The 21,109-nt window shown below is 57.2% G+C and carries 26 protein-coding genes and 4 pseudogenes; 18 read left to right on the top strand and 12 right to left on the bottom strand.

The window, feature by feature from the left end:
* The 5 genes and pseudogenes from PQT43_RS30080 to PQT43_RS30060 all read left to right on the top strand — a co-directional run.
* Positions 1-298: pseudogene (locus tag PQT43_RS30080) on the top strand (phage tail protein); the annotation flags it as partial.
* A 7-nt stretch (positions 299-305) separates the two neighbouring features.
* Positions 306-479 carry a tail protein X gene (locus PQT43_RS30075; RefSeq protein ID WP_253085381.1) on the top strand — a complete coding sequence of 58 codons (174 nt, stop codon included), beginning with the start codon at positions 306-308 and terminating at the stop codon, positions 477-479.
* A 91-nt stretch (positions 480-570) separates the two neighbouring features.
* On the top strand, positions 571-1,197 hold the full coding sequence (locus PQT43_RS30070) for a hypothetical protein (RefSeq protein WP_253085327.1): 627 nt from the start codon (positions 571-573) through the stop codon (positions 1,195-1,197).
* Between the two features lie 61 nt (positions 1,198-1,258).
* Positions 1,259-2,080, top strand: a complete 822-nt coding sequence (locus PQT43_RS30065; protein ID WP_267268378.1) for a phage late control D family protein — start codon at positions 1,259-1,261, stop codon at positions 2,078-2,080.
* Positions 2,081-2,104: 24 nt separating this feature from the next.
* On the top strand, positions 2,105-2,602 hold the full coding sequence (locus PQT43_RS30060; protein ID WP_253085325.1) for a lysis system i-spanin subunit Rz: 498 nt from the start codon (positions 2,105-2,107) through the stop codon (positions 2,600-2,602).
* Positions 2,603-2,684: 82 nt separating this feature from the next.
* Here the strand turns inward: PQT43_RS30060 and PQT43_RS30055 are convergent, their stop codons facing one another.
* Both PQT43_RS30055 and PQT43_RS30050 read right to left on the bottom strand, forming a co-directional pair.
* Positions 2,685-3,701 carry a CNNM domain-containing protein gene (locus PQT43_RS30055; protein WP_272755453.1) on the bottom strand — a complete coding sequence of 339 codons (1,017 nt, stop codon included), beginning with the start codon at positions 3,699-3,701 and terminating at the stop codon, positions 2,685-2,687.
* The gene (locus tag PQT43_RS30050) at positions 3,698-5,074 is read right to left on the bottom strand and encodes a hemolysin family protein (RefSeq protein WP_253085323.1); all 1,377 of its coding nucleotides are present in this window, start codon (positions 5,072-5,074) and stop codon (positions 3,698-3,700) included. The genes PQT43_RS30055 and PQT43_RS30050 overlap by 4 nt, the downstream gene beginning before the upstream one ends.
* A 475-nt stretch (positions 5,075-5,549) precedes the next feature.
* On the opposite strand from PQT43_RS30050, the gene tnpA reads away from it, so the two are divergent.
* From tnpA to PQT43_RS30030, 4 genes and pseudogenes are all read left to right on the top strand, one after another.
* Positions 5,550-5,999, top strand: a complete 450-nt coding sequence (tnpA, locus tag PQT43_RS30045; protein ID WP_253085322.1) for an IS66-like element accessory protein TnpA — start codon at positions 5,550-5,552, stop codon at positions 5,997-5,999.
* Positions 6,000-6,019: 20 nt separating this feature from the next.
* Positions 6,020-6,184: pseudogene (gene tnpB, locus PQT43_RS31585) on the top strand (IS66 family insertion sequence element accessory protein TnpB).
* 115 nt (positions 6,185-6,299) lie between these two features.
* Positions 6,300-7,544, top strand: a complete 1,245-nt coding sequence (tnpC, locus tag PQT43_RS30035) for an IS66 family transposase (RefSeq protein WP_272755451.1) — start codon at positions 6,300-6,302, stop codon at positions 7,542-7,544.
* Positions 7,545-7,547: 3 nt separating this feature from the next.
* Complete coding sequence (locus PQT43_RS30030; RefSeq protein ID WP_253085321.1) at positions 7,548-8,129, top strand: plasmid pRiA4b ORF-3 family protein; 582 nt, start codon at positions 7,548-7,550, stop codon at positions 8,127-8,129.
* Positions 8,130-8,426: 297 nt separating this feature from the next.
* Here PQT43_RS30030 and PQT43_RS30025 read toward each other — a convergent pair whose 3' ends face one another.
* A complete protein-coding gene (locus PQT43_RS30025; protein ID WP_272755450.1) occupies positions 8,427-9,389 on the bottom strand; it encodes a bifunctional GNAT family N-acetyltransferase/nucleoside diphosphate kinase regulator in 963 nt (320 codons plus the stop codon).
* 277 nt (positions 9,390-9,666) lie between these two features.
* Here PQT43_RS30025 and PQT43_RS30020 point away from each other — a divergent pair.
* Positions 9,667-9,850: pseudogene (locus PQT43_RS30020) on the top strand (hypothetical protein); the annotation flags it as partial.
* Between the two features lie 242 nt (positions 9,851-10,092).
* On the opposite strand, the gene PQT43_RS30015 reads toward PQT43_RS30020, so the two are convergent.
* The gene (locus PQT43_RS30015; RefSeq protein WP_272755448.1) at positions 10,093-10,317 is read right to left on the bottom strand and encodes a hypothetical protein; all 225 of its coding nucleotides are present in this window, start codon (positions 10,315-10,317) and stop codon (positions 10,093-10,095) included.
* A 264-nt stretch (positions 10,318-10,581) separates the two neighbouring features.
* On the opposite strand from PQT43_RS30015, the gene PQT43_RS30010 reads away from it, so the two are divergent.
* From PQT43_RS30010 to PQT43_RS30000, 3 genes and pseudogenes are all read left to right on the top strand, one after another.
* A complete protein-coding gene (locus PQT43_RS30010) occupies positions 10,582-10,941 on the top strand; it encodes a hypothetical protein (RefSeq protein WP_253085317.1) in 360 nt (119 codons plus the stop codon).
* A gap of 69 nt (positions 10,942-11,010) precedes the next feature.
* Positions 11,011-11,535 carry a VOC family protein gene (locus PQT43_RS30005; protein WP_272755446.1) on the top strand — a complete coding sequence of 175 codons (525 nt, stop codon included), beginning with the start codon at positions 11,011-11,013 and terminating at the stop codon, positions 11,533-11,535.
* A gap of 87 nt (positions 11,536-11,622) precedes the next feature.
* Positions 11,623-11,847: pseudogene (locus PQT43_RS30000) on the top strand (IS5/IS1182 family transposase); the annotation flags it as partial.
* Between the two features lie 80 nt (positions 11,848-11,927).
* On the opposite strand, the gene PQT43_RS29995 reads toward PQT43_RS30000, so the two are convergent.
* From PQT43_RS29995 to PQT43_RS29985, 3 genes are read right to left on the bottom strand one after another with little or no spacing between them, the layout of a single operon-like run.
* Positions 11,928-12,971, bottom strand: a complete 1,044-nt coding sequence (locus PQT43_RS29995) for a hypothetical protein (protein ID WP_253085315.1) — start codon at positions 12,969-12,971, stop codon at positions 11,928-11,930.
* Between the two features lie 36 nt (positions 12,972-13,007).
* Positions 13,008-13,394 carry a hypothetical protein gene (locus tag PQT43_RS29990; RefSeq protein ID WP_102863142.1) on the bottom strand — a complete coding sequence of 129 codons (387 nt, stop codon included), beginning with the start codon at positions 13,392-13,394 and terminating at the stop codon, positions 13,008-13,010.
* A gap of 11 nt (positions 13,395-13,405) precedes the next feature.
* A complete protein-coding gene (locus PQT43_RS29985) occupies positions 13,406-13,966 on the bottom strand; it encodes a hypothetical protein (RefSeq protein ID WP_110596562.1) in 561 nt (186 codons plus the stop codon).
* Between the two features lie 346 nt (positions 13,967-14,312).
* Between PQT43_RS29985 and PQT43_RS29980 the strand changes: the two genes are divergently transcribed.
* Positions 14,313-14,774: a hypothetical protein gene (locus tag PQT43_RS29980; protein ID WP_272755444.1), complete on the top strand. Its 462-nt coding sequence runs from the start codon at positions 14,313-14,315 to the stop codon at positions 14,772-14,774.
* A 118-nt stretch (positions 14,775-14,892) separates the two neighbouring features.
* Here the strand turns inward: PQT43_RS29980 and PQT43_RS29975 are convergent, their stop codons facing one another.
* The gene (locus tag PQT43_RS29975) at positions 14,893-15,138 is read right to left on the bottom strand and encodes a hypothetical protein (protein WP_102882571.1); all 246 of its coding nucleotides are present in this window, start codon (positions 15,136-15,138) and stop codon (positions 14,893-14,895) included.
* Between the two features lie 199 nt (positions 15,139-15,337).
* On the opposite strand from PQT43_RS29975, the gene PQT43_RS29970 reads away from it, so the two are divergent.
* The 3 genes from PQT43_RS29970 to PQT43_RS29960 all read left to right on the top strand — a co-directional run bounded on the left by PQT43_RS29970 (position 15,338) and on the right by PQT43_RS29960 (position 16,725).
* Positions 15,338-15,841: a hypothetical protein gene (locus PQT43_RS29970; protein WP_102863146.1), complete on the top strand. Its 504-nt coding sequence runs from the start codon at positions 15,338-15,340 to the stop codon at positions 15,839-15,841.
* A 75-nt stretch (positions 15,842-15,916) separates the two neighbouring features.
* Positions 15,917-16,150 (top strand): YceK/YidQ family lipoprotein, encoded by a 234-nt coding sequence (locus PQT43_RS29965; RefSeq protein ID WP_102882572.1) that lies wholly within the window; start codon positions 15,917-15,919, stop codon positions 16,148-16,150.
* Positions 16,151-16,272: 122 nt separating this feature from the next.
* Positions 16,273-16,725: an anti-virulence regulator CigR family protein gene (locus tag PQT43_RS29960; protein WP_102882573.1), complete on the top strand. Its 453-nt coding sequence runs from the start codon at positions 16,273-16,275 to the stop codon at positions 16,723-16,725.
* Positions 16,726-16,795: 70 nt separating this feature from the next.
* On the opposite strand, the gene fabF is transcribed toward PQT43_RS29960, so the two are convergent.
* Positions 16,796-18,064, bottom strand: a complete 1,269-nt coding sequence (fabF, locus tag PQT43_RS29955; protein WP_102882574.1) for a beta-ketoacyl-ACP synthase II — start codon at positions 18,062-18,064, stop codon at positions 16,796-16,798.
* A 116-nt stretch (positions 18,065-18,180) separates the two neighbouring features.
* On the opposite strand from fabF, the gene PQT43_RS29950 reads away from it, so the two are divergent.
* Positions 18,181-18,666, top strand: coding sequence for a winged helix-turn-helix transcriptional regulator (locus PQT43_RS29950; protein WP_102882575.1), 486 nt, complete (start codon positions 18,181-18,183; stop codon positions 18,664-18,666).
* On the opposite strand, the gene PQT43_RS29945 is transcribed toward PQT43_RS29950, so the two are convergent.
* The 3 genes from PQT43_RS29945 to PQT43_RS29935 form a co-directional block, all read right to left on the bottom strand.
* Positions 18,653-19,558, bottom strand: a complete 906-nt coding sequence (locus tag PQT43_RS29945) for a hypothetical protein (RefSeq protein WP_253085310.1) — start codon at positions 19,556-19,558, stop codon at positions 18,653-18,655. The two genes, PQT43_RS29950 and PQT43_RS29945, sit on opposite strands and share 14 nt — an antisense overlap.
* A gap of 189 nt (positions 19,559-19,747) precedes the next feature.
* Positions 19,748-20,461, bottom strand: a complete 714-nt coding sequence (locus PQT43_RS29940; protein ID WP_110596566.1) for an HAD family hydrolase — start codon at positions 20,459-20,461, stop codon at positions 19,748-19,750.
* A gap of 105 nt (positions 20,462-20,566) precedes the next feature.
* Positions 20,567-21,100 carry a hypothetical protein gene (locus PQT43_RS29935; RefSeq protein WP_250330673.1) on the bottom strand — a complete coding sequence of 178 codons (534 nt, stop codon included), beginning with the start codon at positions 21,098-21,100 and terminating at the stop codon, positions 20,567-20,569.
* Positions 21,101-21,109 lie beyond the last annotated feature (9 nt).

Raw genomic sequence — 21,109 nt, 5'->3', positions numbered from 1 at the left:
CACCTGACCCGCAGCATCGCGCAGCAGGCAGTGGGGCAGGGCGACGACAAGATCACCCGCAAGGGTGCGGTGTTTCCTGGGTTCAAGGGGTGGGGCTGGGTCAGTTGCAAAAACTGCGTAGCATCGGGCGACGGCTGCAGCCGCTGAGCCTGACCACGGGCTATGGCGAAGTGCTGGGCACCTGGTGCATGACCAGCCTTGAGGAAGAACAGAGCCACCTGCTGGCCGGGGGCATCCCGCGTAAGCAGGGCTTTTCAATGGAGTTCGTGAGCTATGCGACGACATGCAGAACGTCTGACGGGGATCTGCTGGACACCCTGTGTCACCAGTATTACGGGCACTTGAATGGTAGTGTCGAAGCGGTGCTGGATGCCAACCAGGGGTTGGCCGACGAATCCCAGCCGTTCCGGGCTGGGGTGCTGATCGTGCTGCCGGAGTTGCCTAGCGTGCCTGATGCTGTGGTGAAGTTATGGGATTAAAGGTGGCAGTTTGGTAGCATTCGGATAGTAATTTCTACAATGCTAGGGACTTGGCTGATGAATAAAAAAAGTTGTAGGTTTTTTAGTTGGTATGGGAATGCTGGGATGCGCGCTGAGTGCTTCTGCTGGTGATAACCTTTTTAAGTCGTATGCCTATGAATCTCCTATTTCCGCTTATCCGAAGTCAAAGGGTTATTATGACTGCTCTGAAGAGATCGGCGGGAAGGCATTGTGCCTAGATGATGTGGACTTTCTTGGGTATAAGTTTGATGCAGTACTGGTTTTTTCTAATTCAAAATTGATCACGGTGTCGTTGAATAGTGCCTATGATCAGAATCTTTACGCAACTGTAGTAGGCTCTCTTAGTAAAATGTTCACTCTAGCCGGTCTTGCTAATGGTCAGACTGAACTAGATTTGGTCCAGCTGGCTTCTAAGGCCTCTAGCCCTGAGGAGTTTAACTTTAAATTTACCAACTATGAGTCGGCAGCATTCAATAGCGGTAACTTGGTTTACACGTTCATTGAAGGGGTCGATTTGAATAAAAGATTCGCTAGCATTGCCAGTCTTCTGGATGCATCCGCTGACAATATTCGAATTGCTGAGGTCGAGCTTGCAGGAGAGGGAGCCGACTCTAGTTTGATAATTAGCTTCAGCTTCCCCAATCTTGAGGCGAAGAAAGTTACAGCCGCAGCCCAAAAGCCTGTCGAATCCTTTTAAGGCATAAAATATATGACAGAGCCCCGGATAAACGGGGCTTTTTTGTTTCTGGGGTATTTAAATGAGCCCCATGTTCCGAATCGTTGCGGAGGGTAAGAACATCACCGCACTGATCAATGACCGGCTATTGAGCCTGCGCACCTCGGACAAGCCCGGCATGGGGTCGGACGAGTTTGAGCTGCGCATCGACGACCGCGACAGCGTAGTGGCACTGCCCAGCCGTGGTACGAGTATCGAAGTGTTCATGGGCTACGCCGACCAGTCACTGACCCGCCTGGGTCGTTATATGGTGGATGAGGTCGTGGTGATGGGGTCGCCTGACTCTATCGAGAACCGGGGCAAGGCCAGTGACATGCGCGGCAGTGGCAAGACCACCCGCCGTGGGAGCTGGGAAAACGTCCCGCTGCAGCAGATCCTGCGCGATGTAGCGGCCTGCAATGGCTGGCAACCGGTGTGCCCGGTGACCACCAAGGTGCCCCGGGTCGATCAGCTCAATGAATCCGACTTCAACTTCATCACCCGCCTGGCCAAGCAGTACGACTGCACGGCCAAAGTGGCCGACGGCAAACTTCTGGTGCTGCCCCGGCAGGCCGGGCAGAGCGCGAGCGGAAAGGCTCTAGGCGCCGTTACCATCACCCGCCACATCTACCCGAACAAGTCCGCCGCCGAACAGGCTGCCAAGGCACGGCTGGCGGCATTCAACCGCAGCACCGCCAGCGTGCGCCTGGAGATGCCAGGCCGAACCGATCTATTCGCTGAACGCATGATCAATGCCCAGGGCTTCAAGCTCGGCCTCGATGGCGAGTACCTGGTGGACTCGGTCGAGCAGGTGTCCACCCAGTCCGGGTGGAGCACCGCGATGCGCTGTATCAGCGTTGATTGAAGGTGCTGGCGTGAAGGCCCCGAGTTGGTTGTTGCCAGTCCTGGCCCTGATGCTGGGGTTCGTCCTGGGTGGCTGGCCTGGACGTGGCAGGCCAACGCCTACGGCAAGGATCTGGCTGATCAGGCCGAGGCGTACAGCACTGATCGCGAGCAGGCCGCCACGACGGTGATCAACTGGCAGGAAACCCAGCAGGACGCCCGCCGGGCACTGGAGGATCGCCTGCAGGCGAATGACGAAACCCATTACAAGGAGCTACGTGATGCTCAAACGAAGCAGGCTCGTCTGCGTGACCGGATTGCTAATGCTGAGTTGCGGCTGTCAATCCTACTCAACACCGCCGCCTTGGGTGGTGGCGGTGGGTTACCAGCCACAGCCGGCACCTGCGGCGTGGTTTATGGAAGAGCGCGAGCCGAGCTTGCCCCAGCGGCTGCTCAACGAATTGTCGCCATCGCCGGTGACGGCGCCCAAGGATTAATCGCGTTGAGTGCATGCCAAGCTTATGTGAGGGCGGTGGCGCACTGATGACACCATCCTCATTTGAGCAAGACGGCGGGCGATGAGCTGCGCTATGTTGCCGTTAGTAGCGCATTTATACGTGTGGATGCTAGGCATTAGAGGCAGCAGGGAGTACTCGTTTGAGGATGTCGGCCAGCGTTACAACGCCCAGCAAGCGATCCGCGCTCATGACTAAAGCAAGCTGAATGCTCGATTCACGCATGCGCGCAAGCGCTTCATAGACGGGGGTTTTCGCGTCAAGCACAAAAGCTTCTCGTGCAAGCTCATGCGCAAACCGAGTTTCTGGCTCAAGCAAGGTGTCACGTACGTGAACCACCGAGGGTTGTATGCCCTCGGTTCCTAGCACGAGAATTCGCAGGTGTCCGGACTGCATGGCCGCACTGCGGACATCCGCCACAGTCGCATCCATCGTAACGTGAACCAGCGCCTGTCCCTCGATTAGCAGAGCTTCGACGGGGAGCGTGCCCAGATCGATCAGGCCTGAAATCTGCTGCTGCATCTGCGGCTGTAGCGTGCCGACCTTCGCCGAATGCTCAACGAGCTGCCTTATGGTCTCAATATCCTGACCACCCACTGCGGCGCTTTCAACTGGCTCAACACCTGAGGCTTTTACGAGGCGGTTGGCGATTCGATTCACCCAGCGCAACAGCGGACGTAGCGGCCAAGTATAGATGCGCGAGACGATACCAATTGCCAAAGCGGATCTTTCCGGGTGTGCAATGGCCCAGGACTTGGGCGCCATCTCTCCAACAACCAAGTGCAAGAACGTCACCAAGAAAAGCGCGAAGCCGAAAGCTGCGCCACCAGCAGCCCACTCAGGCAGGCCCCACGCGATGAACACCGGGCCGAGCCATAAGTCGACCGCAGGTTTCGTAACCGCACCCAGGGCAAAGGTACACAGCGTTATACCCAACTGAGCACCGGCAAGCATCAACGTCAAATCATTCATGCCGCGCAGCGCAGCACGAGCGGACGGACTGTTAACGGCCAGCTCTTCAAGGCGGTGCCGTCGAGCGCCGAGCAACGCGAACTCGATGACAACAAACAAGCCACTCAGTGCGATGAGCGCGACTGTTACTGTCGTGACTATCAGCGGGTCATTCATTGGCCTTCCTCCGCCATAGACACTTTGACCAGCCGTACGCGAACTTCAGTCGGAACATGTCGTTCAATACGCAGTACATCAACTTCGAGTCGATATCTCACCGGCTCGTCGGAGACCAGCTCGGCAGCATCAATAGGTAGATCAACGGTGACTGTGTCGCCTTCTCCAGGCAGTGCGCCAAGTTCAGCGATCAGCATACCTGCCACCGTCTCAACATCAACGCGTGGCAGGTCGTGACCAATAATGCGCCTGACCTCGTCGAGGTGAACGTCGCCTTCCATTGTCCAGGTGTTTTCCCCTTCAGACACGATGGCGTCGCCGACTTCTGCGTCATGCTCATCGGTAATTTCACCGACGATTTCCATGGCGAGATCTTCAATCGTGAGTACCCCAGCGAAACCACCATACTCGTCGATAACACAAGCTAACTGATCGGTTGCTTGAACCAACTGATCAAGAGCATCTGGCAGCAGCATCAGCGTCGGCAGCACCTTGGCAGGTCTCATCAGCGACCCAACGGTTTCATTAATGTTTCCCGTGGAGAGACGTGCAAGCACGTCGGCGAGATGTACAACGCCCACAGGGGCATCATCGTCATCAATCACCGGGTATCTAGTGTGAGCACGCGCCATCAACCCTCGCAGCTCTTCGAGCGTCGTATCTGGCTCAACCCAGTCAACTTGTGATCTGGGCACCATAGCGTGCTCGACGTTGCGTTGCGGGAAGTCGAGGATGCGATCCATCATGAGTGAAAGCTCACGTGGTAGGTCGCCACTGTCGCGCGAGTCAGCGATTATGTGCGGTAGATCGGTAGCCGAGGCGCTCACGTCGAGGTCATGAATCGGCTCGATACGCAGTAACTTCAGAAGAAGGTTGGCAGATTTGTCGAAGAAGCTGATTAGCCAGCCGAAGGTCGACATATAAAAGAGCGTGGAGCGGGCAAGCCCAAGCGATAGGGGCTCAGGGTTCGCAATGGCAAGGTTTTTCGGATAAAGCTCACCCACGATCATTTGTATAATCGTAGCCGCAACTAGGGCTAGACCTGTACCTACAGCCACCCTGGTTTCAACCGGAATACCGGTCCCTGAGAGCAGAACACCTAATGACTCACCTACCAAAGGCTCCGCGACATAACCAACAAGTAAGCCTGTAACGGTAATGCCAAGCTGGGCACCCGACAGCATAAAGCTTGTGCGGTTCGTGACGGCTAATGCACGCTTTGCCGAAGTATCACCGGCAGCAGCCAATGCTGAGAGCCTGGTACGGTCAACCGCCATGTAGGCAAATTCTTGCGCAACAAAATAGCCATTCACAGCGATGATCGCCAGCATTACCAAGATGCCAAGAATGAGAGTAAGGATAGTTTCGATCATTTGGCGGCACGACCAAATTCAAAATCTGGACAGTGGCTGTGTGTTGCAGGGCTGGGGTCCACAAAGGAGTCCATGCAGATAAGGAATCAAGAGCATACGGGCGTTTGCTCCGTGTCGTCTAGCTAGATAACCTTTCCGTTTGTGAATGCCGACTCCAATCGACGGATGGCCTAGAAACTGAAAAAGCGCATCTGGCAGCCACCAGCGCCATCGCATTTATATCACGTAAACATCGTCATGAAATTGAGCTGTGACCCTCTAGTCGAAGTTGGGTTTCAGCGAAATATCAATGACTACAAAACAGGTGGAGGCTTTGTCTGTTTCTTCAATGTCGATCAGCACCAAGGGAATCCTTTCGTCAGGCGGAACGGCTGATGTCGAGTTGGAGTAACTGTAACCGTCCGATCAGCACCCACTCCTGACCGACTCCAAAATTAGAGAAAATAGTGTCCATTATTTTTTAATGGACACTATTTTGGATACAGCACCCGCTCGTCGCCTCGGTCGCCGCCCGAATTTCTCAACCTTATTCAAACGCAGGGTCGTCGAAGCCTCTTACCAACCCGATACCTCAGTGTCGATGATCGCTCGCGAGCACGACGTCAATGCCAGCATGGTTTTCCGCTGGCGCCAGCAGTACCAGGACGGCGTATTCGGCCCAGTCACCCAGAGCGCGACGCTCCTGCCAGTCGAGGTGATCGAAGCACCCATCGACTTGCCGTCAGCAGCTTCACCACAGCAAGCGTGCCATTCCGAAATTCTGCTCGAGGTGCAAAAAGCCAAGTTACGTATCACCGGCACACCTGATTCGCAGACCTTGCAACTCACCTTGCAGCAGTTGCTGCGATGTTTGCACCTCCCGTTGGAACTCGTATCTGGATCGCCGCCGGCGTCACCGACATGCGCCGTGGCTTCGACGGATTGACAACACTGGTGCAAACATAGCTGGAAGCCGATCCCTTCTCCGGCCAGATCTTTGCCTTTCGCGGACGGCGCGGTGATCGGATCAAATTGCTGTAGTGGGACGGAGACGGTTTATGCCTGTTCTGCAAACGTCTGGAGCAAGGCCGTTTTGTTTGGCCGCAAGCGAACAGCGGCGCGTTTCGCTGACGGCGGCGCAACTGTCGATGCTGTTGGAGGGTATTGATTGGCGCAGGCCAATTCGTACAGCACCCGTCCTCGCGGTCTGACTTTACGTGCTGAAAATTCTTAGTAACATTCGGCCATGACTCAGGTGACCGACTCCTTGCCCAATGATCTTCAAGCCTTAAAGGCCCTGGTCTCTGCCCAGCGGGCAGAGATTGAGCGCCTGACAATGATGATCGCCAAATTCCGGCGCACGCAGTTCGGTCGCAGTTCCGAGCAACTGGACGCGATGATCGACCAACTCCAGTTGAGCCTTGAAGAGCAGGAGGTCCGCCAGGGCGAAGTGATGCCGATCACTGACCCTGCACCTCGTGCAGTTTCCCGCCGTAAACCATTGCCTGAACATCTCCCCCGTGAAATCCATGTTCATCAGCCCGAGTCGCAATGCTCCGGTTGTGGTGGGACACTTCGCCAGTTGGGTGAGGATGTGTCGGAGGTGCTGGAGTACGTTCCGGCACGTTTCAAGGTGATTCGCCATGTTCGCCCCAAGCTGGTTTGTCGCTGCTGCGAGCACATCGCCCAAGTACCTGCGCCGAGCACCGGCAAAACCAAAACGGTGCGACTGTGGACGTATGTGCGCGACGACCGACCCGCAGGCTACACGACGCCGGCAGCGGTGTTGTTTGCTTACTCGCCGGATCGCAAGGGGCAACATCCCCGCGCTCATCTCAAAAACTTCAGCGGGATCTTGCAGGCCGACGGCTACGCCGGTTTTGCTCAGTTGTATAGCTCGGGTAGTGTTCAGGAAGCTGCCTGCTGGGCTCACGCCCGGCGTAAGTTTTACGATGTTTATAAAGATCAATCCTCACCACTTGCCGGCGAAGTGCTGCAACGAGTCGCGGCCTTATATGTCATCGAAAGCGAGATTCGAGGCCAACCACCTGACCTGCGAAAAGCCGTTCGGCAAAGCCGGGCATGCCCGCTGCTGGAACAGCTGCACACGTGGCTTAACCAGACGCTGACTCAACTGTCGAAAAAATCAGCATTGGGCGGTGCGATTCTTTATGCCCTGAATCGATGGCAGGCCTTGGTGCGCTACTGCGACGACGGACGGATCGAAATCGACAACAACGCTGCCGAACGCGCGCTGCGCGCCGTCGCTTTGGGTCGCAAAAATTATCTGTTTGTGGGCTCCGATTCCGGTGGAGAGCGAGCCGCTGCAATTTACAGCCTGGTAGGCTCGGCCAAACTCAACGAGTTGAACCCGCAAGTCTATTTGACCCATGTGCTGGAGCGGATCGCCGACCACCCAATCAATCGGGTGGAGGAACTGCTGCCCTGGAAAGTTTCTCTTAATTTTCTCGAACACTGCGAGGTGGCTTGATCCATGCCCAAAACATCTCATCTGTCCGTTGTTGAAACCGACCGTGTGCTGATACTGCACATGGAGTTTAAATGGATAAAACCTTCGATCTGGCGTCGAGTGGCGGTGCCTGAAAACATCACCTTGAGCAAGTTGCATCGTGTGATTCAGGCCGTTTTTGGCTGGAGCGATACGCATCTGCACGAGTTTGAAATTGATGGCGAAAGTTACGGTGTGCCTGACCCGGATTGGGGCCCGCCAGTGATTTCTGAGCAGCGTAAAAAGCTGATCAACGTGCTGTACGGGAAGAAGACGTTTCGCTATGTCTATGACTTCGGCGACAACTGGGAACTGCGAATTAAAGTCGAGAAAACGTTGCCCGCGACGCTCTTCCCGCAAGTGCCGTGTTGCATCGATGGAGCCAATGCTCGCCCGCCGGAGGACATCGGTGGTGCGCCAGGGTATGAAGATTTTCTGGCAGCGTTGGTGGACCCGAATCACCCTGAGCATGAGGCAATGTTGGAGTGGCACGGGGATGATGGATTCGATCCGACGGAGTTTGACTGCGAGTGGGTCAATCAATGGATGAAGCAAGCGAAGGTCTGATCAACAAGAGGGTGTTGGGCAGACGCTTACCGTAGATTAACGTCCACGGGGTTTTTTATTGCGTGCGCCAGGCATGGCGCGTTGCGCGTTAGCGTAACCCGCTCGATTGTGGTGACCCAGCGGGTGACTTGGAGGTGTGTCGCCGGAGCCGGCTAGGTCTGTTCTACCGACTCCTGCTTTCGCAACTGGCTCCGCGCCCACCCTTGACCCTACAACGAGCCGTTCAGGCACAGAGCGCGAGGCACTGTCCTTTGGGGAGTCCTCGCCTGATGGGTGAACACCGAGGGAAAGACGCAACTATAGGTGGAAATCGCCCGCAGCCTCCGGCTGGTAAAGCACTTTCCTGATCTCAATCCGGCGGGTCCGATCAGAAATCCGCCAGTCGATGGTGTCCCCCTCCTGATAGCCAAGGATGGCGGCGCCTATATCGGAATACACGGAATGCTTCCCTGCGTTGCTGTCCGCGTCTTCCGGGTAGACCAAGGCCACTTCGATCTCTTCGTCGTCCAGTTGCAGCAAGGCCTTGGAGTTCATCGTGACCACATTGCGTGCAACCTGCTGCGGCTTGACGACAATGGCTCGCTCAAGCTCATGTTCGAGTTCAAAAACGGCCGGGCCTTGCTCGAGCGCGATCAGGCTCTCGAGCCTGGCCTTGTCAATTTCGGTGATGTAGATCTCAGTGGCGTCGGAAACGGTACCTTCGCGCAATAACTGGAGATAGCGCCCGGCCGTCATGGAAAATGATTTCAATGTCGGCGTTTCGCTTTCAAGCAGAAAGCCGCTGCGCTGAAAGGCTTTCAGCGAGCGCGTGTTGTCCGGGTGGATCTTGGCGATGAGCTTCTCGGCCCGCATGTCGAGGAAGGCCAGTTTCATGCCTTCGCGGATGGTGCGAGCGCCAAGGTTTCGGCCCCATTTGTCGCTGTCTCCGATGACCAGAACTATCTCGCAATTGGAGCCGGTCTTGATCAGACGGACAAAGCCCACCGGCGCGTCATGCCGGTCATAGGCCATGAAAAATCGGCCGCCCCGGTTGAACAGATGGGTCAGGATCGGCAATTGAGTTCGATCGATGACTTGCTCGATGGAGCGGGAGACATCGCGTGAATCGCTCAGATAGCAGGTAACGCGCTCATCCTCCAACCAATCCATCAACGTCAGCGCGTGCGCCCGAGTAATTTCAGGGCACAGCGAAATGAAAGGCTTGTTCATCTTAACCACACTTATTTGTAAAGAATGGAAGCCCTCCAGGGCTATGGTCATTACGGTTCGTCGGCAGCCGGCCATTCTAAGATATACCGCGAGTAATGGCGAATATCCCGGCGAGTTCGAGGAAATCTGGTGGAAGTCGGCAAGAAAATGAAGTTCGGCGAAGAGAGGACTCGTCAGCTCTGGAAGGCCTGCATGGCTTGGATGGACGGTGCTCTGGAGGTTTGTCGAGAGGCCGCGTAGTTTCTTTCAATTATGATCTTTGAGTGGAGTTTTCTATCAAGGGAGGGAAGGGGTATGTCCAGTTCAGGAGGGTCATCAGCCAAGTATCGAAGGCAAACTTTTGGCGCGGCCTCGGTAGGCCGGGCAAAGCCACGAGCGGCAAAGCCCTTGGTTCCGTCACCATCACCCGCGGCGACGTGAGCCGCTATCAGTTCCGCCTGGCTGCGTTTCAGCGCAGCACCGCCGATGTGCGCCTGGAGAGGCCCGGCCAGGCCGATCTATTCTTTGAACGTATGTTTCCACTTGGCTGCAATAAAATCTTGAAAGCTTTTAATAAAGCTTTGTCTTATGTCAGGCAATATTTTTTTAGAATCAGAAAGTAAAGAGAGATAGGTGTTGTGTCCCCCGTGCCTTCCTCTATCGAGCGCTCTTCAGTTTCAAAGCAAAAAAGAACACAGCGTATGAGAAACGCAAAGTTTTCATCTGATTGACGGTGCTGTTTCTCTACCGCCCAGAGTTCTAGTACAAGCTTTCTTCAGAGATCTCCATCGCTTTCTATACGCTCTCGCAGGATACTTTCTTCGATATATGGAATCAGCACCTTCAACTTAGAATCAGAAATGGTAGCAAGTACACCACCGTCAATCAGACTGAGCAAATAGCGAGCGTACTGACGTGTCATTTCGCCGAAAGACACGCTCGCTTCAAGTAACGCCTCCTCAAGGCAATCAAGCTCTTGAACCTCCAGGCTATCAATCATTATACAGCTCCATCTTTTACTCTTATCGCGCAGCAGCAATCGGCCTAAAGCGGCCTGAGCAGATTCGGGAAGGGGTTCGAATCCCTATTTTTGCAACCCTGGTTGCATTTGGCGAACTGGTTGTTGGCTAGGGAAGTGAGGTTGTGGGGCAAAAATGAGCAATCCATACGCCAAACTGAATCGCCCCTGCGCATCGTGCAGCTCGGGCACCGTCGATGTTGGTTAGAATAGCGTGTTGAAGTCTATTGCTCGCAAGGGAATCCAATGAGCACTGAAAAGCCAGAGCTTTTGTTCATCCTTCAAAGGTTTCTAGATAATGTTTATGAGAAGGCTTCGAAAAGTCAGAGTGTTTTACTCAAAAGGAATCATGGCCACTACACATACGCGGATGAAATACTCTTCGTCTACGTGACGATCTTCCCTAAAGAGGTTGAGCTTGTTTTTGAGAGCAAGCAGGTAAGTAGCGGGTTTTTTAGTATTGCTTTGGATATGTGCATGTCCAGTGGAGAAGTACTGGCTGGCGACCTGCTGTCTCTGAATGGGAGATGCGAGGAGATCAGCGCGGCATTGGCTTCGCAAGAAGACTGGGTGTTGGCCCTGTTGTTAAAGTGTTTGGGCAACTGAGTCTTTTTTCAGGAGCGTGGACAACGCAGGCGTTCCGGTTTGCCGGTTCGCGAGCGTGGAGTTTATGCAGTGACCGCTCCTGGCCCAGAGTGTGTAAAAACCGCTTCCAAGACCGACGGAGTATGTTTCAGGAGAGGAGTTGAAAACAGCCTGGAAATTCTTGGTATGGTGCGAGAAGGCTTCCTCTTATTAGGACAAAAAATGATTTCACATGTATTCATCGGAGTGAATGACTTCAATCGAGCACTTGTGTTTTATCAAGGGGTCATGCAGATGCTCGGACTTGATCTCAAGTTCACAGACCTTGAACGCCCATGGGCGGGCTGGAAACACCCCGACACTGCACGCCCTCTTTTCGTAGTGGGCAAGCCGTTCGACGGCGAATCTGCGGCGCTAGGCAATGGGCAAATGATTGCTCTGCTGGCACCTAATCGACAGATCGTAGACAACGCCCATGCCCTGGCGTTGGCATTGGATGGAACATGTGAAGGCGCTCCGGGCTTGCGACCCGAATACCACCCGAATTTTTATGGGGCGTATTTTCGAGACCCTGAAGGAAACAAGCTTTGCGTCTGTTGTCACGATCCGGAGTAGGTCAAGTGTAGGATCTATTTTTGGCCTGAAATCGTGAACAAAACATTGTCGAGTACCCCGGCGCCTGGAGCGAGAGGCTCAACGCAATTTCACCAGGCCAAACTGAAGCGGCGAACGGAAGAAATTGAATCGAGCATCAACCGTTACCTGACGGCACTTGATGCTGCCGATCGGCAGGAACCAACAGTCTCCGAGCCCAACGCCGTGCGGCTGGAAGAGAAAATCGCCAAGTTGAAGACGCAAATGAAAGAGCTTCAAGCAATTGAAGCTCAGCTCAACGAATCGCCGGACCTGAAAGCAGCCGTTCATGACTGACCCCTTTTGAGCATTGGAAGCCCCTAAGAAATCAGTTCCGCAATCAAAATCCTGCCCCGCATACCCCCGGACTTGCCTTACTTGGACAGCGACAACGGCACGCCCCAGATGGGATCTTCCATACCTTGTTTGCCCAGCGGCGTGATCTGCATGGGCTGGAGCCTGGACAGCAGTTGCCGGTGCTTCTCGCTCAGGTTGCGCTGCTCGATGAGGTGCTGCGAAAAGCTCATGGGGGCCGGCCAGGTGTAGACGGTCAGGTTGTCGAGCGGACACTCGATTTTTTTCGGATCGATCGCTCGGCACTTCGACTGCTGGTACTTGTAGCCAGGGGTCTTCAGATGCATGCGCGGGGCCAGCAGCAATTGCCCGCCCTGGATGGTGAAACTGGCGAGCGCCTTGTCGACCGGCAGGCGCGCCTGGACCTTGATCGCGGGAATGTCGCGAGAGTCGGTCTGTTGGTAATAACCGGCCGGGGAGCCCGCCGTCGTCTGGGTATATTGCTGTTCACCCCAGCTCACGCAGGCACCCGAGGCCCTGACTACAGCGGTACAGACACGCTCGGTCTTGGTCTCGCTGCCATAGGTAGCGTCTTTCCAGACCTCTTCCCTGTAGTACTCGCGATACAGTTCGGGGGACAGGTAGGCGGTCCCGTTGGCGCCACGGCCCGAACCGGGTGGACCGCTGCGGGCGTCGACCTGGTCAAGCAAACCGCGGAGCTGGTAGTCATCGCCGCCGGTCAGCAAGTATTTGCCGGGTGGCAGGATATGCACCTCGAAGGCCTTGAACAGGTAGGTTTCGCCAGGCGGTCTCTGCAGCGCGTTGGTCTGGAACTTGCGGCCGAAGGTTACCTTCGGATCTTTCTCGTATTCCCAGATCACCGTTGGCGTCCATTGCGTCATGGTCAGCGCATCGCTCAGCGACTTGTGCGGCATCACGTCCGCCACCAGCACTACCGCCATGTTCGCCTTGAGTGCTGCGTCCACTTGGTCCAACAGCTGCGCGTAGCGCGGATCGTCCATGCTGCCGTAGGCACCCGAATCGAGATCGGAGACGCAGCCGGAGAGAGATAGAGAGAGAAGCAACGCCGTGGGAAGGGCAAAACGCAGTCGGAACAGTCTCATGTATCAGTCCTTGAACTATCTATGTCGGGCCAGCCACTAAGGCGCCAAGGCCACGCCCGTGCAGCGGCCACGAATGGAGAAGTCCTTGATCTGTCTGGCCTTGTCGACAGTCATGGAGAGGGTGCAGCCGCTCGTGTGAGTGACATCGTCCCAGTAGTTGGTGTGGACCATCACGCCGCCCTGCATCTCACTGGAGCTGCCGACCACTTCCTTTTTCACGTAGGAAGTGTCGCGGTACCACTGCATTTGCACTTCGCTGCGGTCGGGCGAGGGCTGCATGCGTCCGGGCGGGCCGAAGAAGTCGATGGCTTCCTTGGCATCGCGTCCCTTCCATTGCTGGCCGGCCCTGTATTCCGGGAGGGTGGGAATGCAGCCGCTCAGCAAAGGCAACAGCAGGCCGAGGGCAAGTAGGTGCCGGGTCATGACGGCCTCCTTCATTGCGGGCTGTTGCCGAGCATTGCGTCCAGGCTCTGCACGGCCTCGCTGTTGGCCTGGATGCCGTACAGTTGCTGGAACATGGCCTGGACGGTCTCGACCATGCGGCCGGCGGCCATTTTGCCCATTGGCAGCATCTGGTTGTTTTCGCGGTTGCCTGCTGCGCAGACGAAGGCGAAGGTGCGTTGCAGCCAGTAGTCTTTCGGGGCGATCCAGCCCTGGGCAGTGGTCACGTCCTTCATGGCGTGATCGAAGCGGCGCATGGCGCGGGCGCTGTCGAAGCGCACTTTGCGCTCCTTGCACTTGTACTGGATCTCGTAGGCCGCCAGCACGGGCATCGCCGGGTCTTCGAAGATCTGCATGATCATGGCCGACTGCACCCCCTGGGGCTTTTGCAGGATGCCGGCGGCATCGGCGACGAATACCTCGTTGTGGTAACGCTCGCCCTTGCCGTAGACGATCCAGTATTCACCTTGAGGCGTGGCGAGTGCCGTGCCGCTGGTACACAGCAGGATGAGTGATAGCGGCAACCATCTGGCGCGGGGGAATGGAATCGCCATGATATTTCCTTCCTTGATGGGGCTTGTCCGTGGCCGCATGGGACCGTCCAGAAGAAGGAATATAGGTCTGGCCGGCAGTAGCGGTCGATTAGGGCGGATGTGCTAATGGCGCATTGCCGTTATCGATCGGGTCAACGAAACCTGTGAGTGGCGGTCGTCTGCATGATCAGAACCTTGGGCATGCACAGGTGCGGAGTTAAAGTGCCGCCACTGAAAAGGTAGAGCGGATGCGGGGCCGGATATTGGATATCTCGACCGAGGTCGAATCGTTGCTCCTGCAGTTGGGTGCATCAGGCCGAGGGCTGCATGAAAACTGAGTTCCATTGAGGGAATGATCAGCCCGCCAATGGCGAAAAAGATCCGCTGGATTGCGAGCGTGCGCAACAAGGCGGTTCATGAGCGTGTTGTCGAGGTGGATCTTGAAGACTTCAGCAAGGGCGGGGCGCAAGTAGTCGCTTATCTGAAGCAGCTTGTTGCTTCTATCACACCTAAGAAGACCAAGCACAAAGACCCGCAAGGTTTGCCTGAGCCAGGCAAGCCCTGGGCCGAGAAAGATGGCTGGGAGAAGACCAAGACGGTCGGTGAGTGCTGCGTTGCCTGGCAATCACATTTCAATAGTTGGCATGGTGCTTTTGCCGCAACTTATCAGTTGTCCCGCCGTGACCTGCAGTCCAGTTGTTGGTTTTGCCGCGTACCCGGCAAAGAAGCCGACGGACACCAAGGCAATGTAGAGGGCGGTTTTTCTCAGGGCCATGCTGGCACTCGCTCACTGTTTGATAGGGAAATGCCCAGCACTGATCCTCATTGAGGGAAAAGGTTCCAGGTGACCGATGTTGCGCGTGCTCCACTAGGGGCGATGCAAGCTCGGCCATTGGCGGTGATTCGGCCCCGGGCTCAACTTGCCACGGGGTGGCAAGTTGCTCTATTCAGCAAAGGCTATCGGCTGGAGAGGGTAGGGACAGGGGTGGAAGGCCCATGTCGCGAATGGCCGCGGCGAGTTTGTCCTGATAGATCGTCAGAATCGAGTAATCCAGCTTTTGGGTGATGTTGGCACCGCCTGCGCAATTGGCCAGGAGTTCATCCAGGGCGCCGGCCACCAGGTCTGCGGTGACTTGCAGGACATTCAATCCAAAGCGGTTATCGACAATGACCAGATTCGTTAAGTCGTACATACAGCCCCTATGGTCACTGTGCTTATGAGTAGTGGCTATGAGCCATGATTATTTTAACTAAACGGCAGGTGCGCTGTCATCGGGAGAAGATGGGCGGTGTCGCGGGCTGATAGGCGTTTGCGCTTCTGAATTTTCAGCACGCCTGTGGCAGCTCTGTGTACCATTGTTGCCCGCGAAAAAAGCACCAGAGGCAATCTGCATGCTGATATTGAAAAAGGGCGACAACCAGGGCTTGAGGGTAGGGCCGCGCTGGCCGTCCGCAAAGGTGTTGATGGAGCGCGAAGTCTTTGTGCAACTGCTCAAGGTCCAGTCCAGCCTGCCGCGTTCGGTGCAGTTGCTGGTAACCCGGGGCTACGAGCGCAAAAGCAGTTACCTGGGGTTTTTCAGGACGCTGTCACGCTGGCTGGGGATCAGGTTGTTCTGCCTGTGTTATCCGGGGCGTAAAGAGGAGCTGGAGGATATCTTCGGTTCCAATGGCCATGATGTGGATGGCACTCATATCGATGTGTCCATTGTCTTCAATGGCAAGCGCCTGCGCTTTTTGCCACTGGGGGTGTTTACCCCGCCGGCGCGCCAGCAACAGTTGCAAGGGCGGTACTCGGCTGTCGTTGATGAGGTCAAGAACCTGTTGAAGCGTCACGGTTTCGAGATTCATCGCAATCACACGGAAAGCCTGCAGATTCATTGCGACTACAAGGCCTGATAGCCAGGAACCGTCGTCCTGGGCTCGGCTGCCGAGTCCATAGCGCTCATGTCATGAACGTAATAAGGAAGTTATGTGTTGCGAAGTCTGTTGTTGCTGGTGTTGATCTTTGTCTTGAGTGGATGCACGGCCCTGATGACTCGCACTACTCCCATGAGTTGCCCCTATATCGGCGTGCGCATGGATTGGGCATTGGCTAAGGAGAACAACGGTGTGCTCTGGCCTTTTCTGGCGTTGGATGCTCCATTCTCCGGCGTGGTGGATACGCTGATGTTTCCCTTCGAGTATCAGTACAGCTGCACGCTTTGATCTTGAGCTGGCCGATGACCTGCCGCTCACTCATGGCGGCCTCTATGTGTCTGACCTTCGATCACTGACAGAGACGACCGTCTACAGTTAAGTGTGACCTTGGCTTCCCAAAGAGAACCGACATGCTCAAGTCTCGCTCGTTGATCGCTGTTCTTGCCGGCGTGCTCCTGGCTGGCGCTTCCCCTCTGGCATTGGCCGACCCCGGAAATGGCAAGGGGCAGGGGCATTCCAAACACAGTTCTCAGGGTGACCAGGGGGGGCATGGCAAGGGGAAGAAGTCAGGCGCCGATGACTGGAGTCATGGCCCCAGTGTCGATCGCGGCAGTGTCCTGGGCATATTGGGTGGGCACCGTGACTACTGGAGCCCGGGACCGGCACTGCCTCCAGGCATCCAGAAAAACCTGGCTCGGGGCAAACCTCTGCCCCCGGGAATTGCCAAGAAGCTGGACCACCGGCTATTGGGGCAGCTTCCTCGCTATGACGGTTATGAATGGCGGCAGGCCGGAACCGACCTGATTCTGGTGGCTATCGCCAGCGGGATCATCTACGAAGTGCTCAACGACGTCCTCAACTGATTGGCGGGCCTGTTGAGGTTTCAGCCTGTCGTGGCTGAAATCTCAACATCGAGTCCGTCTTCTCGAAGCGTTATTGCCAGCGCTTGAACAGCACGCTGGCATTGACCCCACCAAAGCCGAAACCATTGGACAGTGCGTATTCCATGGCCATTTTGCGTGCCTGGTTGCGCACCAGATCAAGGCCCTCGGCGGCGCTGTCCGGGTTGTCCAGATTGAGGGTTGCAGGCGCGATCTGGTCACGCAGGGCGAGGATGGCAAAGATCGCCTCGATGCCGCCGGCGGCACCCAGCAGATGCCCGGTGGCGGACTTGGTGGCGCTGATGGCCAGGCCGCTGCCGGTGCCGAATACAGTCCTGATGGCAGCCAGTTCGCCCTTGTCGCCCACTGGCGTGGAGGTGGCATGGGCATTCAGGTGCTGGACCTGAGAGGCTTGCACACCGGCCTGGCGCAAGGCTTGCTGCATGGCACGCCGGGCACCGTCGCCATCTTCCGGCCCCGCGGTCATGTGGTAGGCGTCCGCGCTGGTGCCATAGCCCACCAGCTCCGCGATGGGCTGTGCGCCCCGAGCCAGGGCATGTTCCAGCTCTTCGATGACCAGCAGTCCGGCGCCTTCACCCATGACAAAGCCATCCCGTGCCTGATCGAAGGGGCGTGAAGCCCGTTCCGGGGTGTCGTTGTACTCGCTGGACAGCGCGCGGGCTGCGGCGAAGCCACCCAGGCTGACCCGATGGATCGCCGCCTCAGCTCCACCACAGACGGCGATGTCGATTTCACCGGCGCGGATCATCCGCGCGGCGTCGCCAATGGCCTGGACTCCGGCAGCACAGGCAGTGACTGGCGCTCCCAGTGGTCCCTTGAGGCCGTGGCGGATCGAAACGTGACCTGCCGCCATATTGCTCAGGAATGACGGAATGGTGAACGGCGACAGGCGCCGCGGGCCCTTGCTGTCGGTGGTTCGCACGGCATCGGCGATGGCCGGGAAGCCGCCTACACCAGAGGCAATGATGGTGGCTGTACGTTCCTGGGCCTGGGGACTATCGGGTTTCCAGTTGGCCTGGGCCAGGGCTTCTTCGGCCGCTGCTAGGGCGAAGAGGATGAAACGGTCCATCTTGCGCTGTTCCTTGGGGGCCAGCAGCCGGTCCGGGTCGAAGCCTGCCTGGGGATCCTCGAGCGCGCCGGGCACTTGGCCGCCAATGGTGGTGGGCAGATCCTGGATAAACTCTTCGGGCAATTGACGGATTCCGGATTGTCCCGCCAGCAGGCGCTGCCAGACCTGCTCGACCCCACAACCCAGTGGAGTGATTGCGCCCATACCGGTGACTACGATGCGTTTACTCATGCGGGTCCTGCTCCTTCAGTTGCTTTGCGTGGGGAACAACGAAACGTGGACGATACTATCATCATGAAAGTAACATCCGAATCCACAAATACTGAGGTGCATCGCAGGAGCCAGCCATGCAACGTAAAAGTCTGATCGACGCTGAATGTCCCATTGCCCGCAGCCTGGAGCGGGTCGGCGAATGGTGGAGCATCTTGATCATGCGCGACGCGCTGCATGGCCTGAGGCGCTTCGACGAATTCTCCCGCAGCCTGGAGATCGCCCCGAACATGCTGACCCGACGCTTGAACTCACTGGTGGAGGCGGGGCTGTTGGAGCGCCAGGCCTACAGCGAGCGCCCCTTGCGCTATCAATATGTGCCTACAGCCAAGGGCGAGGATTTCCGTGTCGTACTCATGGCCTTTGTAGCTTGGGGCAATCGCCACTACGCGCCCGAGGGCGAAAGCGTGCAACTGGTCGAGCGTGAGAGCGGACGACCTGTGCAGCCAGTGATGGTGGATGTTGCCGATGGTCATCTGGTGCCGTTGCAGGCGTGCACGGTACAGGCGGGACCTGCTGCCAGCGTCGGCATGCGTCAGCGACTGATGGCTATGGTGGAGTGAGTCCGGTTTGGGGCTGGTTCCGTGGAGCGGCTGCGCTGCCGGGCGGCTCGCTCTGGACGGTGGGTCCCGGGAGAAGGACGGAAGGATTGAGGTTACTGGGGATTAATTTGCCCACCACGTAGCCACTGTGGCTGATCAGGGCCAGCAACAGCAGTGTGTTATGCAGTTTCGGCAACACCTCCAGCACCCAACTGCCTGAGCCCAGGCTATGGCCGACGGCGGCGCCATAGACAAACACCACCACCATGGTAATCAGCAGCATCTGCAGGCGTGGCAGGTCGACGATGACGCCATTGCTCACGTCCTCGCCGCGAATCAGGTCGGCCAATCGCGCATCCTTTGGGTCACTCTTCATCAGCACCTGGCCCTTGGCCGACGGCAGGGCGACCAGGCTCTGGCTGTCGAGCAACTGCTGGCCGGTGGTTGCCAGAGCGCTGGTGTCTGCAGGCTGCTCGGCCTTGCGGTTCAAGGCCATGGGGGCTGTGACGAAGCTGGCCAGGCTGAAGCCCATCAACGCGATCAGGTTGTAGTCCAAGTCCACCATCAGCGCTGTAGTGGCGTTTCCCCGGACAATGTTGCCGATGTACACCGTATACAGAGTGGCCAGTACCAGCAGTGTCCACAGGGTCATTTGCAGGCGTGACAGCGAATACCGGTTGCGCTCGTCAATCAGCACCCCAAGTACCCGTCCGCGAATTCGCAGACCGGCGAGGACGAACAAGACGAACAGGCCGGCCAGGCAACTGGCCCAGGCGCCCAGGCGTGGCCAGTCCAAAGCAGGTGCAACTGTCAGGTACGGGGGAGGGTTCGGGTGACTCAGAAGTAGGGCGGCGGGTGCGCCGGTCGCGAGCAACACGGCCAGCGTACGCAGCAGATAGCCATTGGTTTTCATCGTGGCAGGCCCTCTCCTTGTATAGGCGGCTGTTTTTCCTTGGTCTGCGAGGCCGCTCTTGTCCCCAGGCTGCTTGACGTCGCGGGCGCCCTCCGGCTCATGGCCGCTGGGGCGCCTGCTGTTGGGTATAGCGAATCTTTTTCCTGGCCGTTTGCCGTTGGTCGGGTGTTTTGTAGGGGGCGGCGGGTGTCAGCGAGCGCCAAGCCCGCGGCGCCAGGCCGGGTGGAAGTGTCGCCAGTGGGCGTCCTGTGCCGCCGCCAGGAGCTCGCGGTCACCCCGGGTATCGCCCCAGGCCCTGAGTCGATATTGGTTCAATGGGCCGTAGACACTTTCCAGGCGCAGTACCTTGTTTTCGCAACGGCAATTGTGGCCGGCGATGCGGCCGGTCAGCACGCCATCGACCACCTCCAGTTCGGTTCCGATCAGCCTGATGCCCAAGCGTGTGGCGAAAGGCTGCAGCACCAGGGCCGGCGACGCCGAGCACAGGGTCACCAGCGCTCCGGAACGCAGTTCCCCGGCTACGGCTTGCAGCCCACTCGGGCGCATCAGTCGGGTCCAGGATTTCAGACAGAAGGCTTCGGCCTGTTGCTGGAGCCACGCCGCCTCGATGCCCTTGAGAAAGGTGCTGATCAATTGCGCCTTGAGTCGGTCGCGGTCAACGCGACGAGTCAGGTAGCCCAGACTGGGTAGCGCCAGCTTGAGTATCCGTTGGTTGAACCCGCGTTGCCCGAAGGCAAACTTCAGAAAGGGCACAAAACTGTCGTGGCGAGTGAGGGTTCCGTCGAAGTCGAATACCGAAAGCACTGGGTTGGCATCGGCGTTGAGTCCAACGGTGTCCGGGGGTAGCGGCTGTGTTTCAGCCTCAGCGCTCAGGGGCGGCAGGATCTTAGGGTGGGGCGACATAGCTGTTCTCGGTGGTTGCAGCCGCTTGATTCGCGGCCGGTATTGCCAGTAATGGATGCAGTTTACGCGCTCCAGCCTTTAGCCGCGGGCCGGATAGCCGGAGGATCAGAGGCGCAGCATGGGCAAAGGTTTCCACGGGCGGATCAGCAGTTGCTTGAAAGACAGCTGAACCAGGCGCAGATGAAAGCCTGCATCAGGAAAGGCTGAAAATACCCGGCGGCGATCGTCTCGCGAGAGGCCGAAATTCAACATTCCCAGCGACACATCTATCCAGTCGGCTCGGCGAAAACTTTCCACCAGGCTGCCTGGGTGTGGGGCGGCGGTGATCTTGTGGTGCTGTTCGATCATTGCCAGCACTTCGGCTTTCCACTCGGACCTGTCTATTTCATCCAGGTGGTTTTCAGCCAGGCGCAGCGATGGCGGTAGGTAGTCGAATGTCTTGGCGGTCCAGATGCCCAGGTCGTGGAAGGCGCCGGCTATGGCCAGTTTCTGCAACTGCTGGGCATCGGCATTGATGAGCAGGTTGCAGAAGTTGATGACCCGGTACACATGGTTGCGATAGCCGGTGAAGTCCTTGCCCAACTCTTGGCGATAGCGTTCCAGCAATTGATCCAGCGGTTCCAATCGTGTCAGCAGCATTGCTTTTCC

Origin of the sequence: Pseudomonas sp. BLCC-B112 (assembly GCF_028550695.1) — a bacterium.
GTDB classification, from domain to species: Bacteria; Pseudomonadota; Gammaproteobacteria; order Pseudomonadales; family Pseudomonadaceae; genus Aquipseudomonas; species Aquipseudomonas danubii.
Note: the sequence above shows the minus strand (reverse complement) of the source record. Positions and strands in the feature narration are given on the sequence as shown.